This is a genomic window from Aquimarina sediminis, assembly GCF_002895435.1.
Lineage (GTDB): Bacteria > Bacteroidota > Bacteroidia > Flavobacteriales > Flavobacteriaceae > Aquimarina > Aquimarina sediminis.
On sequence record NZ_POYJ01000016.1, the window covers coordinates 1 to 14833 of the forward strand.

Below are 14833 nucleotides of genomic sequence, written 5' to 3' on the forward strand. Positions count from 1 at the left end.
ACTTATATATCGAAACATTAAGAAATATAGTGACCTAAATGACTCTATTCTTGAGAATATAAAAAAATAATAATACCCAACAAAAAAGCCAGACAGTAATGCCTGGCTTTTAACACTTTGTGACCCCGGAGGGATTCAAACCCCCAACCCTCAGAGCCGAAATCTGATGCGCTATTCAGTTGCGCCACGAGGCCGTTGCACCATTAAGAATTACTGCTTAATGATAAATTATGATAATTTACTTTTCACTATAGTAGAAATTGTTTTTCCGTCTGCTTTTCCGGTTAAAGCGGCATTAGCCATTCCCATCACTTTACCCATATCCTTCATTCCTGCTGCGCCTGTTTTGGCTATAATATCTACCACTATTTTTTCGATCTCTTCTTCACTCAACTGTTCAGGTAAAAATTGTTCTATTACTGCTGCTTGCGCCAATTCTGGTTCTGCAAGATCTTCTCGACCTTGTTCTTTAAAAATTGCTGCACTGTCTTTTCTTTGTTTAACTTGTTTTTGCAACAGTTTTAATTCCTGATCTTCAGTAAGCTCTTCTTTTGCTCCACTCTCTGTCTGAGCCAACAATATAGCCGATTTTACGGCTCGCAATGATGTTAACGCATTCGTATCCTTTGCTTTCATAGCCTCTTTCATTGCGGTCATTACCTTTTGCTCTAAACTCATGATAGTTGATTTTAATCTTTTGGATTGCGAAGATAAAAAATAAACCGATAAACTGAGGTCAGTTTATCGGTTATCTATATTTTTTTAATTGTTTTAAAAATAGTCTCTAATCTCTATAAGAAGTATTTCTACTTTTTATAGTGATTATCAAATTATAAGCCCACAAAAAATAAATTACCTAATCTACATTATCATGTAAAAAAGAATTGTTTTTGCGCAATTGTATATCATCATTACTATCTGTTCCCAGAGAAGTTCTAGACAAGCCTGACTCATTAGGTTTTGCATCCACATCAATTCCTGCACGCTTATAGGCAGGCTCTTTCTCTATATCATCAATAGAAGAGCTATTTCTGAATTTATAATTAAATTCTTTCATTTTTGCTCTACGCTCTGCGGCTCTGGCTTTTAACGTTTCTGAAATAGGCTGATTAATTGGGTCTATTTCTTCTGTTTTCTCAGTTTCGGGTGCAGGAGCTACGGTTTTCTTTTCTAAAACAATTTCTTCCTCCTCTTCCATAACCTCTGCCGGCTGTGCGTCGGTCAATCGTTTCTCTTCTTCCATATACTCCTCCAGACTATACTTACGAACGCCTCCTGGTAAATTTTCAGCAGCAGGAACTACCTCTATAGGGTCATTAACTTCTAAATCCAAAACATCGTCACTCAAGTCAAATACTATAGGTCTCTCCTCCTCTACTTCTTCTATTCCAGAAGTAGTTTCTGGTTCATCCTTTTTGCTTTCTACCGGCATATCAAATGCTAGCGCAAATTGATCTTCTTTTTCTTCTTCAAAAGAATTTATCTCTTTCTCATCATTAACTTCAATTTGCTTGATAATATCCTGTGCATTAATAATCACAAAATCATCATCAGCAGAAAAAGGATTTACCACTTCATAGGACACATCAATATTCTTTAACAAATCTGTTGTCGGAACTAATGCATCTTCTTCTTCAACAGCCTTGTTTGTTACTTCTATTTCGTCCTCAATCAGTTCATGCTTTATGATTTTTTCTTCCTTTACTTCTTCTTGTTTTGGTAATGGAGTACTCAACGGGGTACGACTACTTGTAGATTTAGGAGATAAGTTCTGCGTTGCAGCTCTTTGCTCATCTTCAAGTGTATGAATAATCTTTTTTGTCTCGGTATTTACAATTTCATCTTGTTGTTCTACATCAAACCCTGTGGCTATAACGGTTACAGAAATAGCATCTTCAAGAGCTTCATCTTCTCCAACTCCCATAATGATATTGGCTCCATGACCTGCTTCTTGTTGGATATGGTCATTAATTTCACCTATTTCATCGATTGTAATCTCTTCTTTACCAGATACAATTAGTAATAGTACATTTTTGGCACCAGTAATTTTATTATCATTAAGCAGAGGAGAGTCTAGCGCTTTAACAATAGCATCATGAGCACGTTTATTACCAGAGGCATGAGCAGATCCCATAATTGCTGTACCACTGTTACTAAGTACTGTTTTTGCATCACGTAAATCTATATTTTGTGTATAGTGATGGGTAATAACTTCTGCTATACCACGAGATGCAGTAGCAAGAACTTCATCTGCTTTGGAGAAACCAGCTTTAAACCCTAAGTTACCATAAACTTCTCGTAACTTATTATTATTAATAACTACCAATGAGTCTACATGCGCACGAAGTTTTTCTACTCCTAATTGCGCTTGCTCATTACGCATTCTTCCTTCAAATTGAAAAGGAATTGTTACAATACCAACGGTTAGAATATCCAACTCCTTTGCCATTTTGGCAATGATAGGAGCTGCTCCTGTACCTGTACCTCCACCCATACCTGCGGTAATAAATATCATTTTGGTATTGGTATCCAACATTCTTTTTATCTCATCATAGCTTTCAACGGCAGATTGTTCTCCTACTTCTGGATTTGCTCCTGCTCCCAGTCCTTCTGTCAATGAAACTCCTAATTGTATTTTATTAGGAATTGAGCTGTTTTCTAATGCCTGGGCATCTGTATTACATATGACAAAATCAACTCCTTTAATTCCTTGCAGAAACATATGATTAATGGCATTACTACCACCTCCTCCTACTCCGATCACTTTAATCACATTAGATTGATTTTTGGGCAAATCAAACGAAATATTTTCGAACTCCTCGTTATTACTCATAATTGCTAATTTTCTGGTTCTCCTACCTATTTTTTATATGTTTTCACTGTTCAAAATGATGAACATTACTTATCTTTTTATACTACTCAGCGTTATCCAAGAATTCCTTGAATTTTTCTGTCCACTTCTCTAAAATATTTTTTCTTGGTTTTAAATCAACCGTTGATTTTTCTTCTTCAATTGTTGTATTATCCTCTAGTGCCACATCTTTCTCTTCTACTTCTTGTGCACCGACTACAGCTTCTTTTTGACTTACTTTTCTTCGCTTTTTTATGTGAATCAACCCATCCATTACTAATCCTACAGCAGTCGCATACATCGGACTTGTTGTTTCAGAATCACTATTACCAGCCAAATGTTCATTAGGATACCCAATTCTTGTATCCATCCCTGTGATGTATTCTACTAACTGCTTAAGGTGTTTTAGCTGGGATCCTCCTCCCGTCAATACAATTCCTGCAATCAATTTTTTCTTAGGCGATTCATGCCCATAATTCTTAATTTCTAAAAAGACCTGTTCTATGATTTCTACCACTCGGGCATGAATAATCTTTGAAAGGTTTTTTAGAGTAATCTCTTTTGGTTCTCTTCCTCTAAGTCCGGGAATAGAAACGATCTCATTATCTTTATTTTCTCCGGGCCATGCTGATCCGAATTTTATTTTCAGTAATTCTGCTTGTTTTTCTATTATAGAACAACCTTCTTTAATATCTTCTGTAATAACATTTCCTCCAAAAGGGATTACTGCGGTATGTCGAATAATTCCATCTTTAAAAATAGCCAGATCTGTAGTACCACCACCTATATCGATCAATGCAACTCCTGCTTCTTTTTCCTCTTGACTGAGTACAGCATTTGCTGAAGCTAATGGTTCTAATGTTACATCAGACAATTCTAATCCAGAACTTTTTACACATCTCCCTATGTTTCGGATAGAGGTAACTTGCCCTACTACGACATGAAAATTAGCTTCTAATCGCCCTCCATACATGCCTACAGGTTCTTTTATTTCGGCTTGACCATCTACTTTATACTCTTGCGGCAATACATGTAAAATCTCTTCTCCTGGTAACATGACTAACTTATGCACCTGATTACATAGTATATCTATATCCTCTTCATCAATTACTGCATCGGCATTAGATCTTGTGATATAATCGCTATGTTGTAAACTACGAATATGTTGACCTGCTATACCTACTGTAACATCCTGGATTTTTACTCCTGCTACACTTTCAGCTTCTTGTATTGCTTGTTGTATAGACTGAATTGTTTGAGTTATATTATTTACTACACCACGATGCACTCCTAAACTTTTGGATTTACCAACACCTAACACCTTCATCTTTCCGTACTCATTGTACTTCCCCACCATAGCAACAATCTTAGTTGTCCCTATATCTAATCCTACCGCTATTTCATTTGTTTCTCGTTCCATATTGGTATTATTTTATTGTGCACACCACTTGGTTACTATATTGCAAACTGACTTTCTTATATCTATTAAGGCTATTATCCCTTAATGCTTTTTGATAAAATGCTTTAAAATTTCTAATCTTACTATCCAATTTTTCTATTTTCCCAAAAACTAGTTTAAATGTATATACTCTTAATTCTAGTTCATAATTCCCATCAACACCGAGGTACACACCTACAACATGTTTTTTTAAAAATTCATCTTCCTGAATTTTTTTTAATAAAGGAAATACATTAGCGACTTCTCTCTCTGATATATTATGAATTATTGGTACATGGGCCGAATAATTATCAGACAAAGGCATCATATTTCCCGTAACATCTACATAAAAAGGAGTAACCGCATTAACCCTGGCAATTGGGGTGCGTTGCTTGATTCTTGCTCTAAGTTCTCCATTTACAGTAAGATACACATCAGAATACTCAATCATCCTATGTGCATCTAGCTCTTGCTCTACAGTATTCAAAACTAAAATTTCTTTACCCACGTTCGTAACTCTGTTACGATTTTGTATTAACAATTTATTAACCGTTCTTTCATTTACATATGGATCTTGCTCTTCAACAAACTCTACAAGCACTTCATTAATCTTTCGTTGCTCATTTCTTTTACTAGAAAAAGCAAAAAGAACTGCTATTAAAACAAACAGCCCACTAAATTTCAAATATGTAAAAATCCTTTTCTTCATACTAATAAAGCTTCTTTTATACCACTCACTTCTGCACCAATATCACCTGCTCCGATAGTTAAAATTACCTGAGCATCACTTTCTGTTATTGATGAAATCAAATCTTTCTTTTTTATTAGTTTTTTATTTTCAGAATCTACCATATCCAACAACCATTTAGATGTCACCCCAGCTATAGGTAATTCTCTTGCGGGATAAATATCCAAAAGTAACAATTGATCGAATTGGCTTAAGCTCTGAGCAAAGTCCGAAGCAAAATCTCTAGTACGACTATATAAATGAGGTTGAAAGATTGCTAATATTCTCTTATCAGGATGCATTTCTCTTACCGCTTGATGCAACGCATTAATCTCTGTAGGATGATGCGCATAATCATCCACATACACCAAGTTTTCTGTCTTAATATGGTAACTAAATCTTCTCTGTACACCTTTAAAAGAAAATAAAGCCTTTGCCAAAGGTCCGGTCGGGGAGCCGTAAAGCATCGCTATAGCAAAGGCTGTTATAGCATTTAACAAGTTGTGTCTACCTGGCAGGTTTAAATGCAAGTCTTCAATCAATTTGTATGGTGTTTTTAAATCAAAAATATATGTCCCATTATCTATTCGTATATTCTGAGCGCAATACTCTGAGTTATCATCAATACCAAAAGTAATACCAGCAAGTGGCAGTCCATTACGAACCAAAAGATGGTCTTTTGCCCTTGAAGAAAATTCTATAAAAGATTCTTCTAACGCATTTGCTTTTTCGTAAATATCCAAATGATCCGCATCCATAGAAGTGACTGCAGCTATATCGGGATACAATTGTAGAAATGATCGATCGAACTCATCAGCTTCGACCACAACCACCTCATTTCCTTCTAATACAAGATTAGAACTATAATTTTCACTTATCCCTCCCAAAAAAGCAGTTACTTTTGCTCCACTTTCTTTAAGCAAATGTGCAAGGATTGCTGTTGTGGTAGTTTTACCATGAGTCCCTGCCACAGCCAAGGTGTAAGTATCTTTTGTAATAATCCCTAAAACTTCTGCTCTTTTCTTAATCAAAAACCCTTTACTTTGAAAGTAGCCGAATTCTTTATGATCTTTTGGAATTGCTGGCGTATATACGATTAATGTATCTGGAAGATCTAAAAATGATTCGGAGATATTATCAATACTATCTTCAAAATGAATAGGAATCCCCAGTCCGATAAGATCAGAAGTAATCTGACTTGGGGTTTTATCATATCCTGCTACATTTTTATTCAGAAACTTAAAATATCTGGCAAGAGCGCTCATACCGATACCACCGATACCGATAAAATATATATTCTGTATGTTCTCTATACCTTTATTCATTAGTATGCACTTCTATTCCTCTGTTGTATTATCTATTAATTTCTCAATCTCATCCACAATATCAGAAGTAGCATTGGGCAACGCTAGTTCTTTTATAGCTTTTGAAAGTTCGGCTTGCTTATCTTTTGATTCGAGTAACTCTGAAACAACATTTTGAAATTTCTCCTCCAATTCATTCTCCTTTACCATAACAGCTCCCCCTTTATCAACTATAGCTCGAGCATTTTTGGTTTGATGATCTTCTGCTACATTTGGCGAAGGAATAAACAACACTGGTTTTGCTACAATACATAGTTCTGAAACAGAACTCGCTCCTGCTCTTGATATAATAATATCTGAAGCGGCATATGCCAAATCCATCGTATCCAAAAACTGATGTACCTGCACATCATTACGGTCATCATACTTCTTATAATCAGAATAATAAAGCTTACCACACTGCCAGAGTAGTTGAACTTCTTTTCCTTCAAAAAAACTAAGTTCTTTTTCTATCAATTGATTCACTCTTCTAGCTCCTAAGCTTCCTCCAATTATCAAAACTGTTTTCTTTTGAGGATCAAGGTTATATTTTGCAACTGCCTGACCTCTTTTCTCATTAGTATTTAGTAAATCCTGACGAACTGGGTTCCCTGTTTTGATAATTTTCTCTTTTGGAAAAAACCTCTCCATATTATCATAGGCTACACAGATTTTATTCGCTCCTTTTGCCAGCCACTTATTGGTAATCCCAGGAAAAGAATTTTGCTCCTGGAGTATTGTTGGTATTTTTCTTGAGTTTGCCATTTTTAATAATGGACCGCTAGCAAATCCCCCAGTACCTATAGCTACATCTGGCTTGAATTTTTTTATAATCTTTCTAGATCTCCAAAGACTACTTAATAGTTTTATAGGAAACAACAAATTACTCATTGTTAACTTTCTTTGGATACCACTAATCCATAATCCTTCTATCTCATACCCCGCTTGAGGAACCTTTTGCATCTCCATACGATCCTTTGCCCCTACAAACAAAATAGAAGTATTTGGATATCTACTCTTTATTTCATTAGCAATTGCTATTGCAGGGTAGATATGTCCACCTGTTCCTCCTCCTGATAATATGACTTTAAGTCTTTTACTCATAAAACTTCACTCAAAACCTCTAATGGATTTTCTTTTTTTTCTTTTTCTTGTTGTTCTGCAACGTATATATCTCTTTTACTACTCACACTTAACACTATTCCTATTGCTAAACACGTCATCCATATTGATGTCCCTCCACTACTTATAAGCGGAAGTGTCTGCCCCGTAACCGGAAAAAGTTCTACAGCAACAGCCATATTTATTAACGCCTGAAAAACGATAGGAAGTCCAACCCCGATAACTAAAAGCTTACCAAAAACATCTTCACTTTTATGAGCTACAATAACCAATCTAAGCAACAACAATATATATAACAGCATCAAAAAAACACCACCTACAAAACCCCATTCTTCGATGATAATAGCATAGATAAAATCTGAAGATGACTGTGGAAGAAAGTTTCTTTGTACACTCTTACCAGGTCCCGTGCCAATAGCTCCTCCTCTGGCAATTGCAATTTTTGCACGTTCGATCTGATAATCTTCTGGTGTATCCTTATTATCCACAAAACTCTCTACCCTACTTACCCATGTATCTACCCGATTAGGAAAAACTCCCGGAAACGCCTTGGCAAACAAAATAAAAAAAGTAAGTATCAAAAGCCCTGACCCCAAAATAACGGCTATATATTTTATAGGGTACCCTCCTAGGAACACCAACACCATAACCATTGAAAACATAATTGCCGCAGTAGATAAGTTTGCAGGCAAAATCAGCATTAACACTAAAAACACGGGCAACCAAAGCGGTAGTAATGTTTCATTAAATGAGACTACCTTATCCTTAATTTTTGAAAGATACCTAGCTACATATGTCATTAAAACCACAGCAGCAAGAGTGGAGGGCTGAAACGTAACTCCAACAAAAGGTACGCGAATCCATCTACTTGCATTTGCTCCTCCAATCGTATTATTTTGCGCCATGGTAATCAATAGTAATATTATGATTACGGGTATCATAATAATAGATAACCCTTTAAAGTAATGATGAGGTATCTTATGTACACCATACATAATTAAAAATCCTAGTACTAAATGTGCAAAATGCTTTACCAGAAAAACAAAAGTATTACCATCGCCATATAAATATGCCAAATTACTACTAGCACTGTATACTGGCAGAAACGAAAATAACGCCAACAAGGCTGCTACAGCCCATATCATCTTGTCTCCTTTTATATTTGCTAATACTTTAGTCATTTAAATAATTATTCTTTCTTCTTATTACTCTAATCATTATTGATACACTCCTAAATTTTACTGACACTTCCTTTAGTATTAATCATAATTTCTTCATCATCTACAACACATTTTACCTACTACCCTACTCTTTTTAAGGCTATTTATTACAATTCTCTTACAGCTTCTTTAAACTGCCTTCCTCTTTCTTCATAATTTTTGAATAAATCAAAACTCGCACATGCTGGTGACAACAAAACATTTTCATTTCTCTCTGCTATTTTATAAGCTATATTCACTGCATCTTTCATCGATTGAGTCTCAATAATATTATCCACACAATTTCCAAAAGCATTAACAATTCGAGAATTATCCACTCCTAAACAAATAATTGCTTTTACTTTTTCATTTACCAATGAGTACAACTCTGAATAATCATTTCCTTTGTCCACTCCTCCCACAATCCAAACAGTAGCCGACTTCATTGCATCCAAAGCATAAAATGTAGCATTTACATTCGTCGCCTTAGAATCATTAATGTATTGTACATTATTTATTTTCAACACACTTTCTAGCCTGTGCTCTACTCCATGAAAATTCTCTAGGCATTCTCTGATGGTAGCTTTTCTAATCTTCAGCAATTGTGACACTGTGGCTGCTGCCATAGCATTTTTCACATTGTGATTTCCTTTTAATTTCAAATTTGTTGTTGGCATGATTATCTTGTTATTATCTATTGTTATTGTTATATTTTCTTTTTCTAAATATGCTCCATTCTCCACCTTTTTGGTTATCGAAAAAGGCAACAACCTAGAACGAACTGGGTGTTTCTTTAAATATTCACTTATCACCTCATCATCTGCATCATAGATGAAATAATCTTCTTCTTTCTGGTTCATCGCAATTCTAAATTTTGAAGCGATATAGTTCTCAAACTTATTATCATATCGATCCAGATGATCTGGGGTGATATTGGTTAGAACTGCAATATGTGGGGCAAAATCTTTTATTCCATCTAATTGAAAACTACTAAGCTCGAGCACATAAAATGGAGCATCGTTTTCTGCTACTTGCTTTGCAAAACTATCTCCAATATTACCAGCCATATTCACATTCAACCCTCCTTGCTTAAGTACATAATGCGTAAGCATTGTGGTTGTCGTTTTGCCATTACTACCAGTAATACCGACTACCTGAGCGGCAGTGTACTTTGCAGCAAATTCTATTTCTGACACCACGGGGATTTCTTTTTCAAGTAACTTTTTTATCAATGCCACTTTATCAGGAATCCCAGGGCTTTTCATAACGATATCAGCACTCAGAATCTTCGTTTCTGTATGCTGTTGCTCTTCCCATTTGATTTCAAAACTTCTAAGAACTTCTTTATATTGATCCGTAATTATTCCTTTGTCTGAAACAAAAACATCAAAACCTTCTTTTTTACCCAAAATAGCAGTTCCTACTCCACTCTCTCCTGCACCTAGTACTACTAGCCTTTTCATACTACCTCACTTTAAGGGTTATAACCGCTATGATTGCTAAAACAATCCCAACAATCCAAAATCTCGAAACAATCTTACTCTCATGTATTCCTTTCTTTTGATAATGATGATGTAAAGGAGACATTAAAAATATCCTTCTTCCTTCTCCATGCTTTTTCTTGGTATATTTAAACCAACTTACCTGTATCATTACCGATAAAGTTTCGACAAAAAAGATCCCGCATATTATTGGAATTAAAAACTCCTTACGTATAGCTATTGCAATTACAGCTATAATTCCACCAATAGTCAAACTACCAGTATCCCCCATAAAGACCTGTGCTGGGTAAGTATTGTACCATAAAAACCCTACTAAAGCCCCTGCGAATGCCGCAATATAAATTGTCATTTCGCCAGAATTTGGGATATACATAACATTGAGGTAATCTGAAAAAATAATATTACCGGACACCCATGCAAATAATGCCAAAGTCAATACCATTATAGCCGAAGAACCAGCTGCTAATCCATCAATTCCATCTGTAAGATTGGCTCCATTGGACACTGCTGTAACAATAAAAATTACGATTGGAATAAAAATCAACCATGCATATTTTGCTAAATCCGGGTTTATCCAAGTAATCAAACTTGAGTAATCAAATTCATTATTTTTAAAAAATGGGATTGTCGTCTTTGTTGATTTTATAGCCGGATTAAAATCTGAAGTCTCTTCTACTTCAATAATAACCTGCTCAACTTCAGACTTTACTTTTTCTTCTTTGATAGTTATATCTTCATGAAAATACATTGTACATCCTACAATAATTCCAAGCCCTACTTGACCTATTACTTTAAATTTTCCTGCTAACCCTTCTTTGTTTTTCTTTTTTATTTTCAAATAATCATCTGTAAAACCAATCACTCCCATCCAAAGAGTAGTTACTATCAACAGAATGACATATATATTATCCAGTTTTGCAAATAACAATACGGGAACCAAAGTTGCCAAAATAATAATGACTCCTCCCATTGTTGGAGTACCAGCTTTTTCTGATTGCCCATCCAGCCCCAACTCACGAATACTTTCCCCCATTTGTTTTCTACTTAGAAAGCGTATAATTCGTTTACCATATATAGTAGAAATCAATAGCGAAAGTATAATTGCCATTGCAGCCCTAAAAGTGATAAACTGAAACAGCGTAGCCCCGGGGAATTGGTACTCGCTTTCCAAAAATTCAAATAGATAATATAGCATAAGTTATATAACCTTTTTTGACTCCTTTACAGGAGAGTAAAAAAGGGTTTTATTTATTTAGTTTTTTAAGTTCTTCTTTAACAATTTCAAAATCATTAAAATCAAATCGCTCTCCATTAATCTCCTGGTAGGTTTCATGACCTTTGCCAGCAATAAGGATGATATCATCTTTATTTGCTAATTGACATGCTGTCTTAATTGCTTGTTTTCTATCTGTTATTGATAAGGTTTTCTTATAATCTAATGGCTCTACCCCTTTTTCTATATCTTCAATAATTTGGTCAGGGTCTTCTGTTCTAGGGTTATCACTAGTAAAAATTGCCTTATTACTAAGTTTGGCTGCTATATTACCCATTACCGGTCGTTTCATCTTATCTCTATCACCACCACAACCAACAACCGTTATTAATGTTTCATTATTAGTTCGAATATCATTTATCGTTTCCAATACATTTTTTAGAGCATCTGGGGTATGTGCGTAATCAACAATAGCCGTAATTTTCTGATCTGAAATTAAATACTCAAACCTTCCACTTACACTTTGCAAATCACTAAGCAACTGTAATGTCTCTAAATTCTCTAACCCCAATAGTTCGGCAACACCAAAAATTGCTAATAAATTATAAGCATTAAAACTACCTATCAGTTTTGCCCAAACCTCATGATCATTTAATTTTAGCAACAGCCCTTCGAGGCTATTTTCTAAAATCTGACCTCTATAGTCTGCATAAGACTTTAAAGCATACCCATATTGTTTTGCTTTGGTATTCTGAAGCATGTATGCTCCGTTTTTATCATCTCTATTAACTAATGCAAATGCTTTTGCTGACAAACCATCAAAAAACACTTTTTTAACATCACGATACTCTTTAAATGTATTATGATAATCCAAATGATCATGAGATAGGTTAGTAAAAACCCCTCCTTCAAACACCAACCCTTCGGTTCGTTTTTGATGAATCCCATGAGAGCTAACTTCCATAAAACAATATTCAACTCCTGCTTTATTCATTTCTTTGAGATAATAGTTTATCGTCAGAGAATCAGGGGTTGTATGTGTTGTATTATACGTTTCAGAATCCACCAAAATCTTTACTGTCGACAATAAACCTACTTTGTAGCCTGCTTTTTTAAAAAGTTGGTACAATAAAGTAGCAATGGTTGTTTTTCCATTGGTGCCGGTTACTCCAACTAATTTTAGGTTTTCGGAAGGTGAATCATAATAATTAGATGCCATTATCGCTAAAGCTGACTGTGTATCTTCAACTTCTACATAAGTCACCCCATCAATCTTTAGATCAGGTGTATTTTCACAAATCACTGTAACCGCTCCTTGATTTATTGCTTTCTCTATATAATCATGTCCATCAGAAACAGACCCCCTAATAGCAACAAATACATCATCTTGCTCAACTTTTCTCGAGTCAAACTCAATTTTATTAATACTTAACACAGTATTACCTACTACGGCATTAATAGCTACTTTGTATAAAATATCTTTTAGTTCTATCACGATAATTCTAATCTGACTGTTTGATTTACTTTTACTTTAGTCCCTGGTTTTATAGACTGCTTCTTAACCCGCCCGGAGCCTTTTAATTTCACCTTTAATCCCATATTTTCTAGAAGCGAAATAACATCCATTGCTGGCATACCAGTTACATTTGGCATAATGGTCTTATACTTCTGAACATTCTCATAATACTTTTCATAACTTTTTACTACAGGCTTACTTTCTACTGCGGTATAGGATACTTCATCGATTATTGGGATATCATTATAAATTTTTGTTGCAATTGTTTTAAAAACTGGAGCCGCAACATCACTTCCATAATACCCTTTTTCTTTATTAGGTTTATGAATTACTACAATACAAGAATAAATAGGTTGATCTGCAGGAAAGTACCCCGCAAAAGAAGAAATATACTCACGTTCTTTATCTCTTCCGTAATTCCCCCAACATGTTCCTGTTTTTCCTGCTACAATAAAATTATTGGTCAGAATGTTTTTTGCTGTACCTTTTCTCACAACATTTTTCATCATTTCCTGTGTAATTTTCGCTGTCTCTTTAGAACATATAGTAGGGTTAAGGATTTCCTTATCAAATTTTTCTCTGGTTTTATCCCAAGTTTTCACTTCTTTAATAAATCTTGGTTTTACCATTTCTCCATCATTAGCTATCGCATTATAAAAAGCTAGTACTTGCAAGGGAGTAAAAGCCACACCATAACCATGCGCCATCCATGGCAAAGTAGTACCATACCAATCATCATCTCCAGGGTAAGGAATTTTGGGTTCCCCTTCCCCTTTAATAGACAATCCTAGTGTTTCTCCCAGCCCCATATTGATTAATCTGTCTATAAATTTTCGAGGATTATCTTTATAGTTTTCATTGATCATCTTTGCAAAAGCGGTATTAGAAGACACTTCAAATGCTTTTGCTGCTGATATCTTCCCATAACCACCCCATTTAGAATCTTTTACAACTCTATCATAGAATTTTACACGCCCATTTTCGGTATCAATCACATAACTAGAGTCGATTACCTTATCTTCTAAAGCAGCCACCATGGTCATTAACTTAAAAGTTGATCCTGGTTCGTGCGCTTCACCCACGGCATAGTTCAGTTTTTCATAATACTTCCCTGCCTTGGTACGTCCTAAATTAGAGATCGCTTTTACCTCTCCTGTTTTAGTTTCCATAACTACAACAGTACCATGTTCTGCTTCAAACTCTTCAAGCTGCTTCAATAAAGCATGATGAGCGATATCTTGTATATTTACATCAATTGTAGACACTACATCATACCCATCTTGTGGCTCAACTTCATTAGCATCTCCTATGGGCTTCCATTGATTTTTTGCAATCTTTTGCTTCTTTCTTTTTCCATCTTTACCTCTCAAAAACGGACCATATGCCCCTTCGAGTCCTACTCTGGTATAATACCCCTGATCATCTCTTCTTTCGTACCCCACTGTACGCTCGGCAATTTTACCAATAGGATGTTCTCTGACAGTACGCTGCTCTACAATTAAACCTCCTCGATTAGCTCCTAATTCAAATAATGGAAATTTTTTAACTCTCATATATTGAGAATACCCTAAATTTCTACGAATTAATAGATACCTATTTTTATTACCTCTTGCTTTTCTGATGATCTTATCATAATACGTAACAGGCTTTTCAAACTCTTTAGACAAAGCTTGGCACAAAGGCTTAATATGTTTACTAAAATCTTTATCGGTTACAGTAAGTGCATCGAACCTTATATCATATTTTGGAACCGATGTTGCCAAAAGATTTCCTTTGCTATCGTATAGATTACCTCGATTCGCAGGTATATCAAAAGTTTTAAACACTCTTTCTTGAGCTTTTTCTCGATACACATCTCCCTCTACAAACTGTATGTTTACTAATTTCACCAATACTGCAATCGCAAAGATGAACATACACGT

General features: G+C 35.2%; 11 protein-coding genes and 1 tRNA gene. All 12 read right to left on the bottom strand.

The features are described from left to right. Positions 1-120 precede the first annotated feature (120 nt). Positions 121-194: transfer RNA gene (locus C1X07_RS22970), tRNA-Arg, on the bottom strand. A 34-nt stretch (positions 195-228) separates the two neighbouring features. After that, positions 229-678, bottom strand: coding sequence for a GatB/YqeY domain-containing protein (locus tag C1X07_RS22975; protein ID WP_103072401.1), 450 nt, complete (start codon positions 676-678; stop codon positions 229-231). 178 nt (positions 679-856) lie between these two features. Continuing rightward, positions 857-2833: a cell division protein FtsZ gene (ftsZ, locus tag C1X07_RS22980; RefSeq protein ID WP_103072402.1), complete on the bottom strand. Its 1977-nt coding sequence runs from the start codon at positions 2831-2833 to the stop codon at positions 857-859. 82 nt (positions 2834-2915) lie between these two features. After that, positions 2916-4271, bottom strand: a complete 1356-nt coding sequence (ftsA, locus tag C1X07_RS22985) for a cell division protein FtsA (protein ID WP_103072403.1) — start codon at positions 4269-4271, stop codon at positions 2916-2918. 7 nt (positions 4272-4278) lie between these two features. Further along, positions 4279-4998, bottom strand: a complete 720-nt coding sequence (locus C1X07_RS22990; RefSeq protein ID WP_103072404.1) for a cell division protein FtsQ/DivIB — start codon at positions 4996-4998, stop codon at positions 4279-4281. Then, complete coding sequence (murC, locus tag C1X07_RS22995; protein WP_103072405.1) at positions 4995-6341, bottom strand: UDP-N-acetylmuramate--L-alanine ligase; 1347 nt, start codon at positions 6339-6341, stop codon at positions 4995-4997. The genes C1X07_RS22990 and murC overlap by 4 nt, the downstream gene beginning before the upstream one ends. A 12-nt stretch (positions 6342-6353) precedes the next feature. After that, on the bottom strand, positions 6354-7463 hold the full coding sequence (gene murG, locus C1X07_RS23000; RefSeq protein WP_103072406.1) for an undecaprenyldiphospho-muramoylpentapeptide beta-N-acetylglucosaminyltransferase: 1110 nt from the start codon (positions 7461-7463) through the stop codon (positions 6354-6356). After that, the gene (locus C1X07_RS23005) at positions 7460-8662 is read right to left on the bottom strand and encodes an FtsW/RodA/SpoVE family cell cycle protein (RefSeq protein WP_103072407.1); all 1203 of its coding nucleotides are present in this window, start codon (positions 8660-8662) and stop codon (positions 7460-7462) included. The genes murG and C1X07_RS23005 overlap by 4 nt, the downstream gene beginning before the upstream one ends. Before the next feature lie 146 nt (positions 8663-8808). Continuing rightward, a complete protein-coding gene (gene murD / locus C1X07_RS23010) occupies positions 8809-10143 on the bottom strand; it encodes a UDP-N-acetylmuramoyl-L-alanine--D-glutamate ligase (protein ID WP_103072408.1) in 1335 nt (444 codons plus the stop codon). Between the two features lies 1 nt (position 10144). After that, positions 10145-11377 (bottom strand): phospho-N-acetylmuramoyl-pentapeptide-transferase, encoded by a 1233-nt coding sequence (mraY, locus tag C1X07_RS23015; protein ID WP_103072409.1) that lies wholly within the window; start codon positions 11375-11377, stop codon positions 10145-10147. A gap of 49 nt (positions 11378-11426) precedes the next feature. Further along, complete coding sequence (locus tag C1X07_RS23020) at positions 11427-12890, bottom strand: UDP-N-acetylmuramoyl-L-alanyl-D-glutamate--2,6-diaminopimelate ligase (protein ID WP_103072410.1); 1464 nt, start codon at positions 12888-12890, stop codon at positions 11427-11429. Continuing rightward, positions 12887-14827 (bottom strand): penicillin-binding protein, encoded by a 1941-nt coding sequence (locus tag C1X07_RS23025; protein ID WP_103072411.1) that lies wholly within the window; start codon positions 14825-14827, stop codon positions 12887-12889. Before C1X07_RS23025 ends, C1X07_RS23020 begins: the two co-directional genes overlap by 4 nt. Positions 14828-14833: the final 6 nt, after the last annotated feature.

Excerpts from the sequence above, each read along its gene's own strand:
- C1X07_RS22975 (WP_103072401.1), bottom strand. The coding sequence starts at position 678 with ATGAGTTTAGAGCAAAAGGTAATGACCGCAATGAAAGAGGCTATGAAA.
- ftsZ (WP_103072402.1), bottom strand. The coding sequence starts at position 2,833 with ATGAGTAATAACGAGGAGTTCGAAAATATTTCGTTTGATTTGCCCAAA.
- ftsA (WP_103072403.1), bottom strand. The coding sequence starts at position 4,271 with ATGGAACGAGAAACAAATGAAATAGCGGTAGGATTAGATATAGGGACA.
- C1X07_RS22990 (WP_103072404.1), bottom strand. The coding sequence starts at position 4,998 with ATGAAGAAAAGGATTTTTACATATTTGAAATTTAGTGGGCTGTTTGTT.
- murC (WP_103072405.1), bottom strand. The coding sequence starts at position 6,341 with ATGAATAAAGGTATAGAGAACATACAGAATATATATTTTATCGGTATC.
- murG (WP_103072406.1), bottom strand. The coding sequence starts at position 7,463 with ATGAGTAAAAGACTTAAAGTCATATTATCAGGAGGAGGAACAGGTGGA.
- C1X07_RS23005 (WP_103072407.1), bottom strand. The coding sequence starts at position 8,662 with ATGACTAAAGTATTAGCAAATATAAAAGGAGACAAGATGATATGGGCT.
- murD (WP_103072408.1), bottom strand. The coding sequence starts at position 10,143 with ATGAAAAGGCTAGTAGTACTAGGTGCAGGAGAGAGTGGAGTAGGAACT.
- mraY (WP_103072409.1), bottom strand. The coding sequence starts at position 11,377 with ATGCTATATTATCTATTTGAATTTTTGGAAAGCGAGTACCAATTCCCC.
- C1X07_RS23025 (WP_103072411.1), bottom strand. The coding sequence starts at position 14,827 with ATGTTCATCTTTGCGATTGCAGTATTGGTGAAATTAGTAAACATACAG.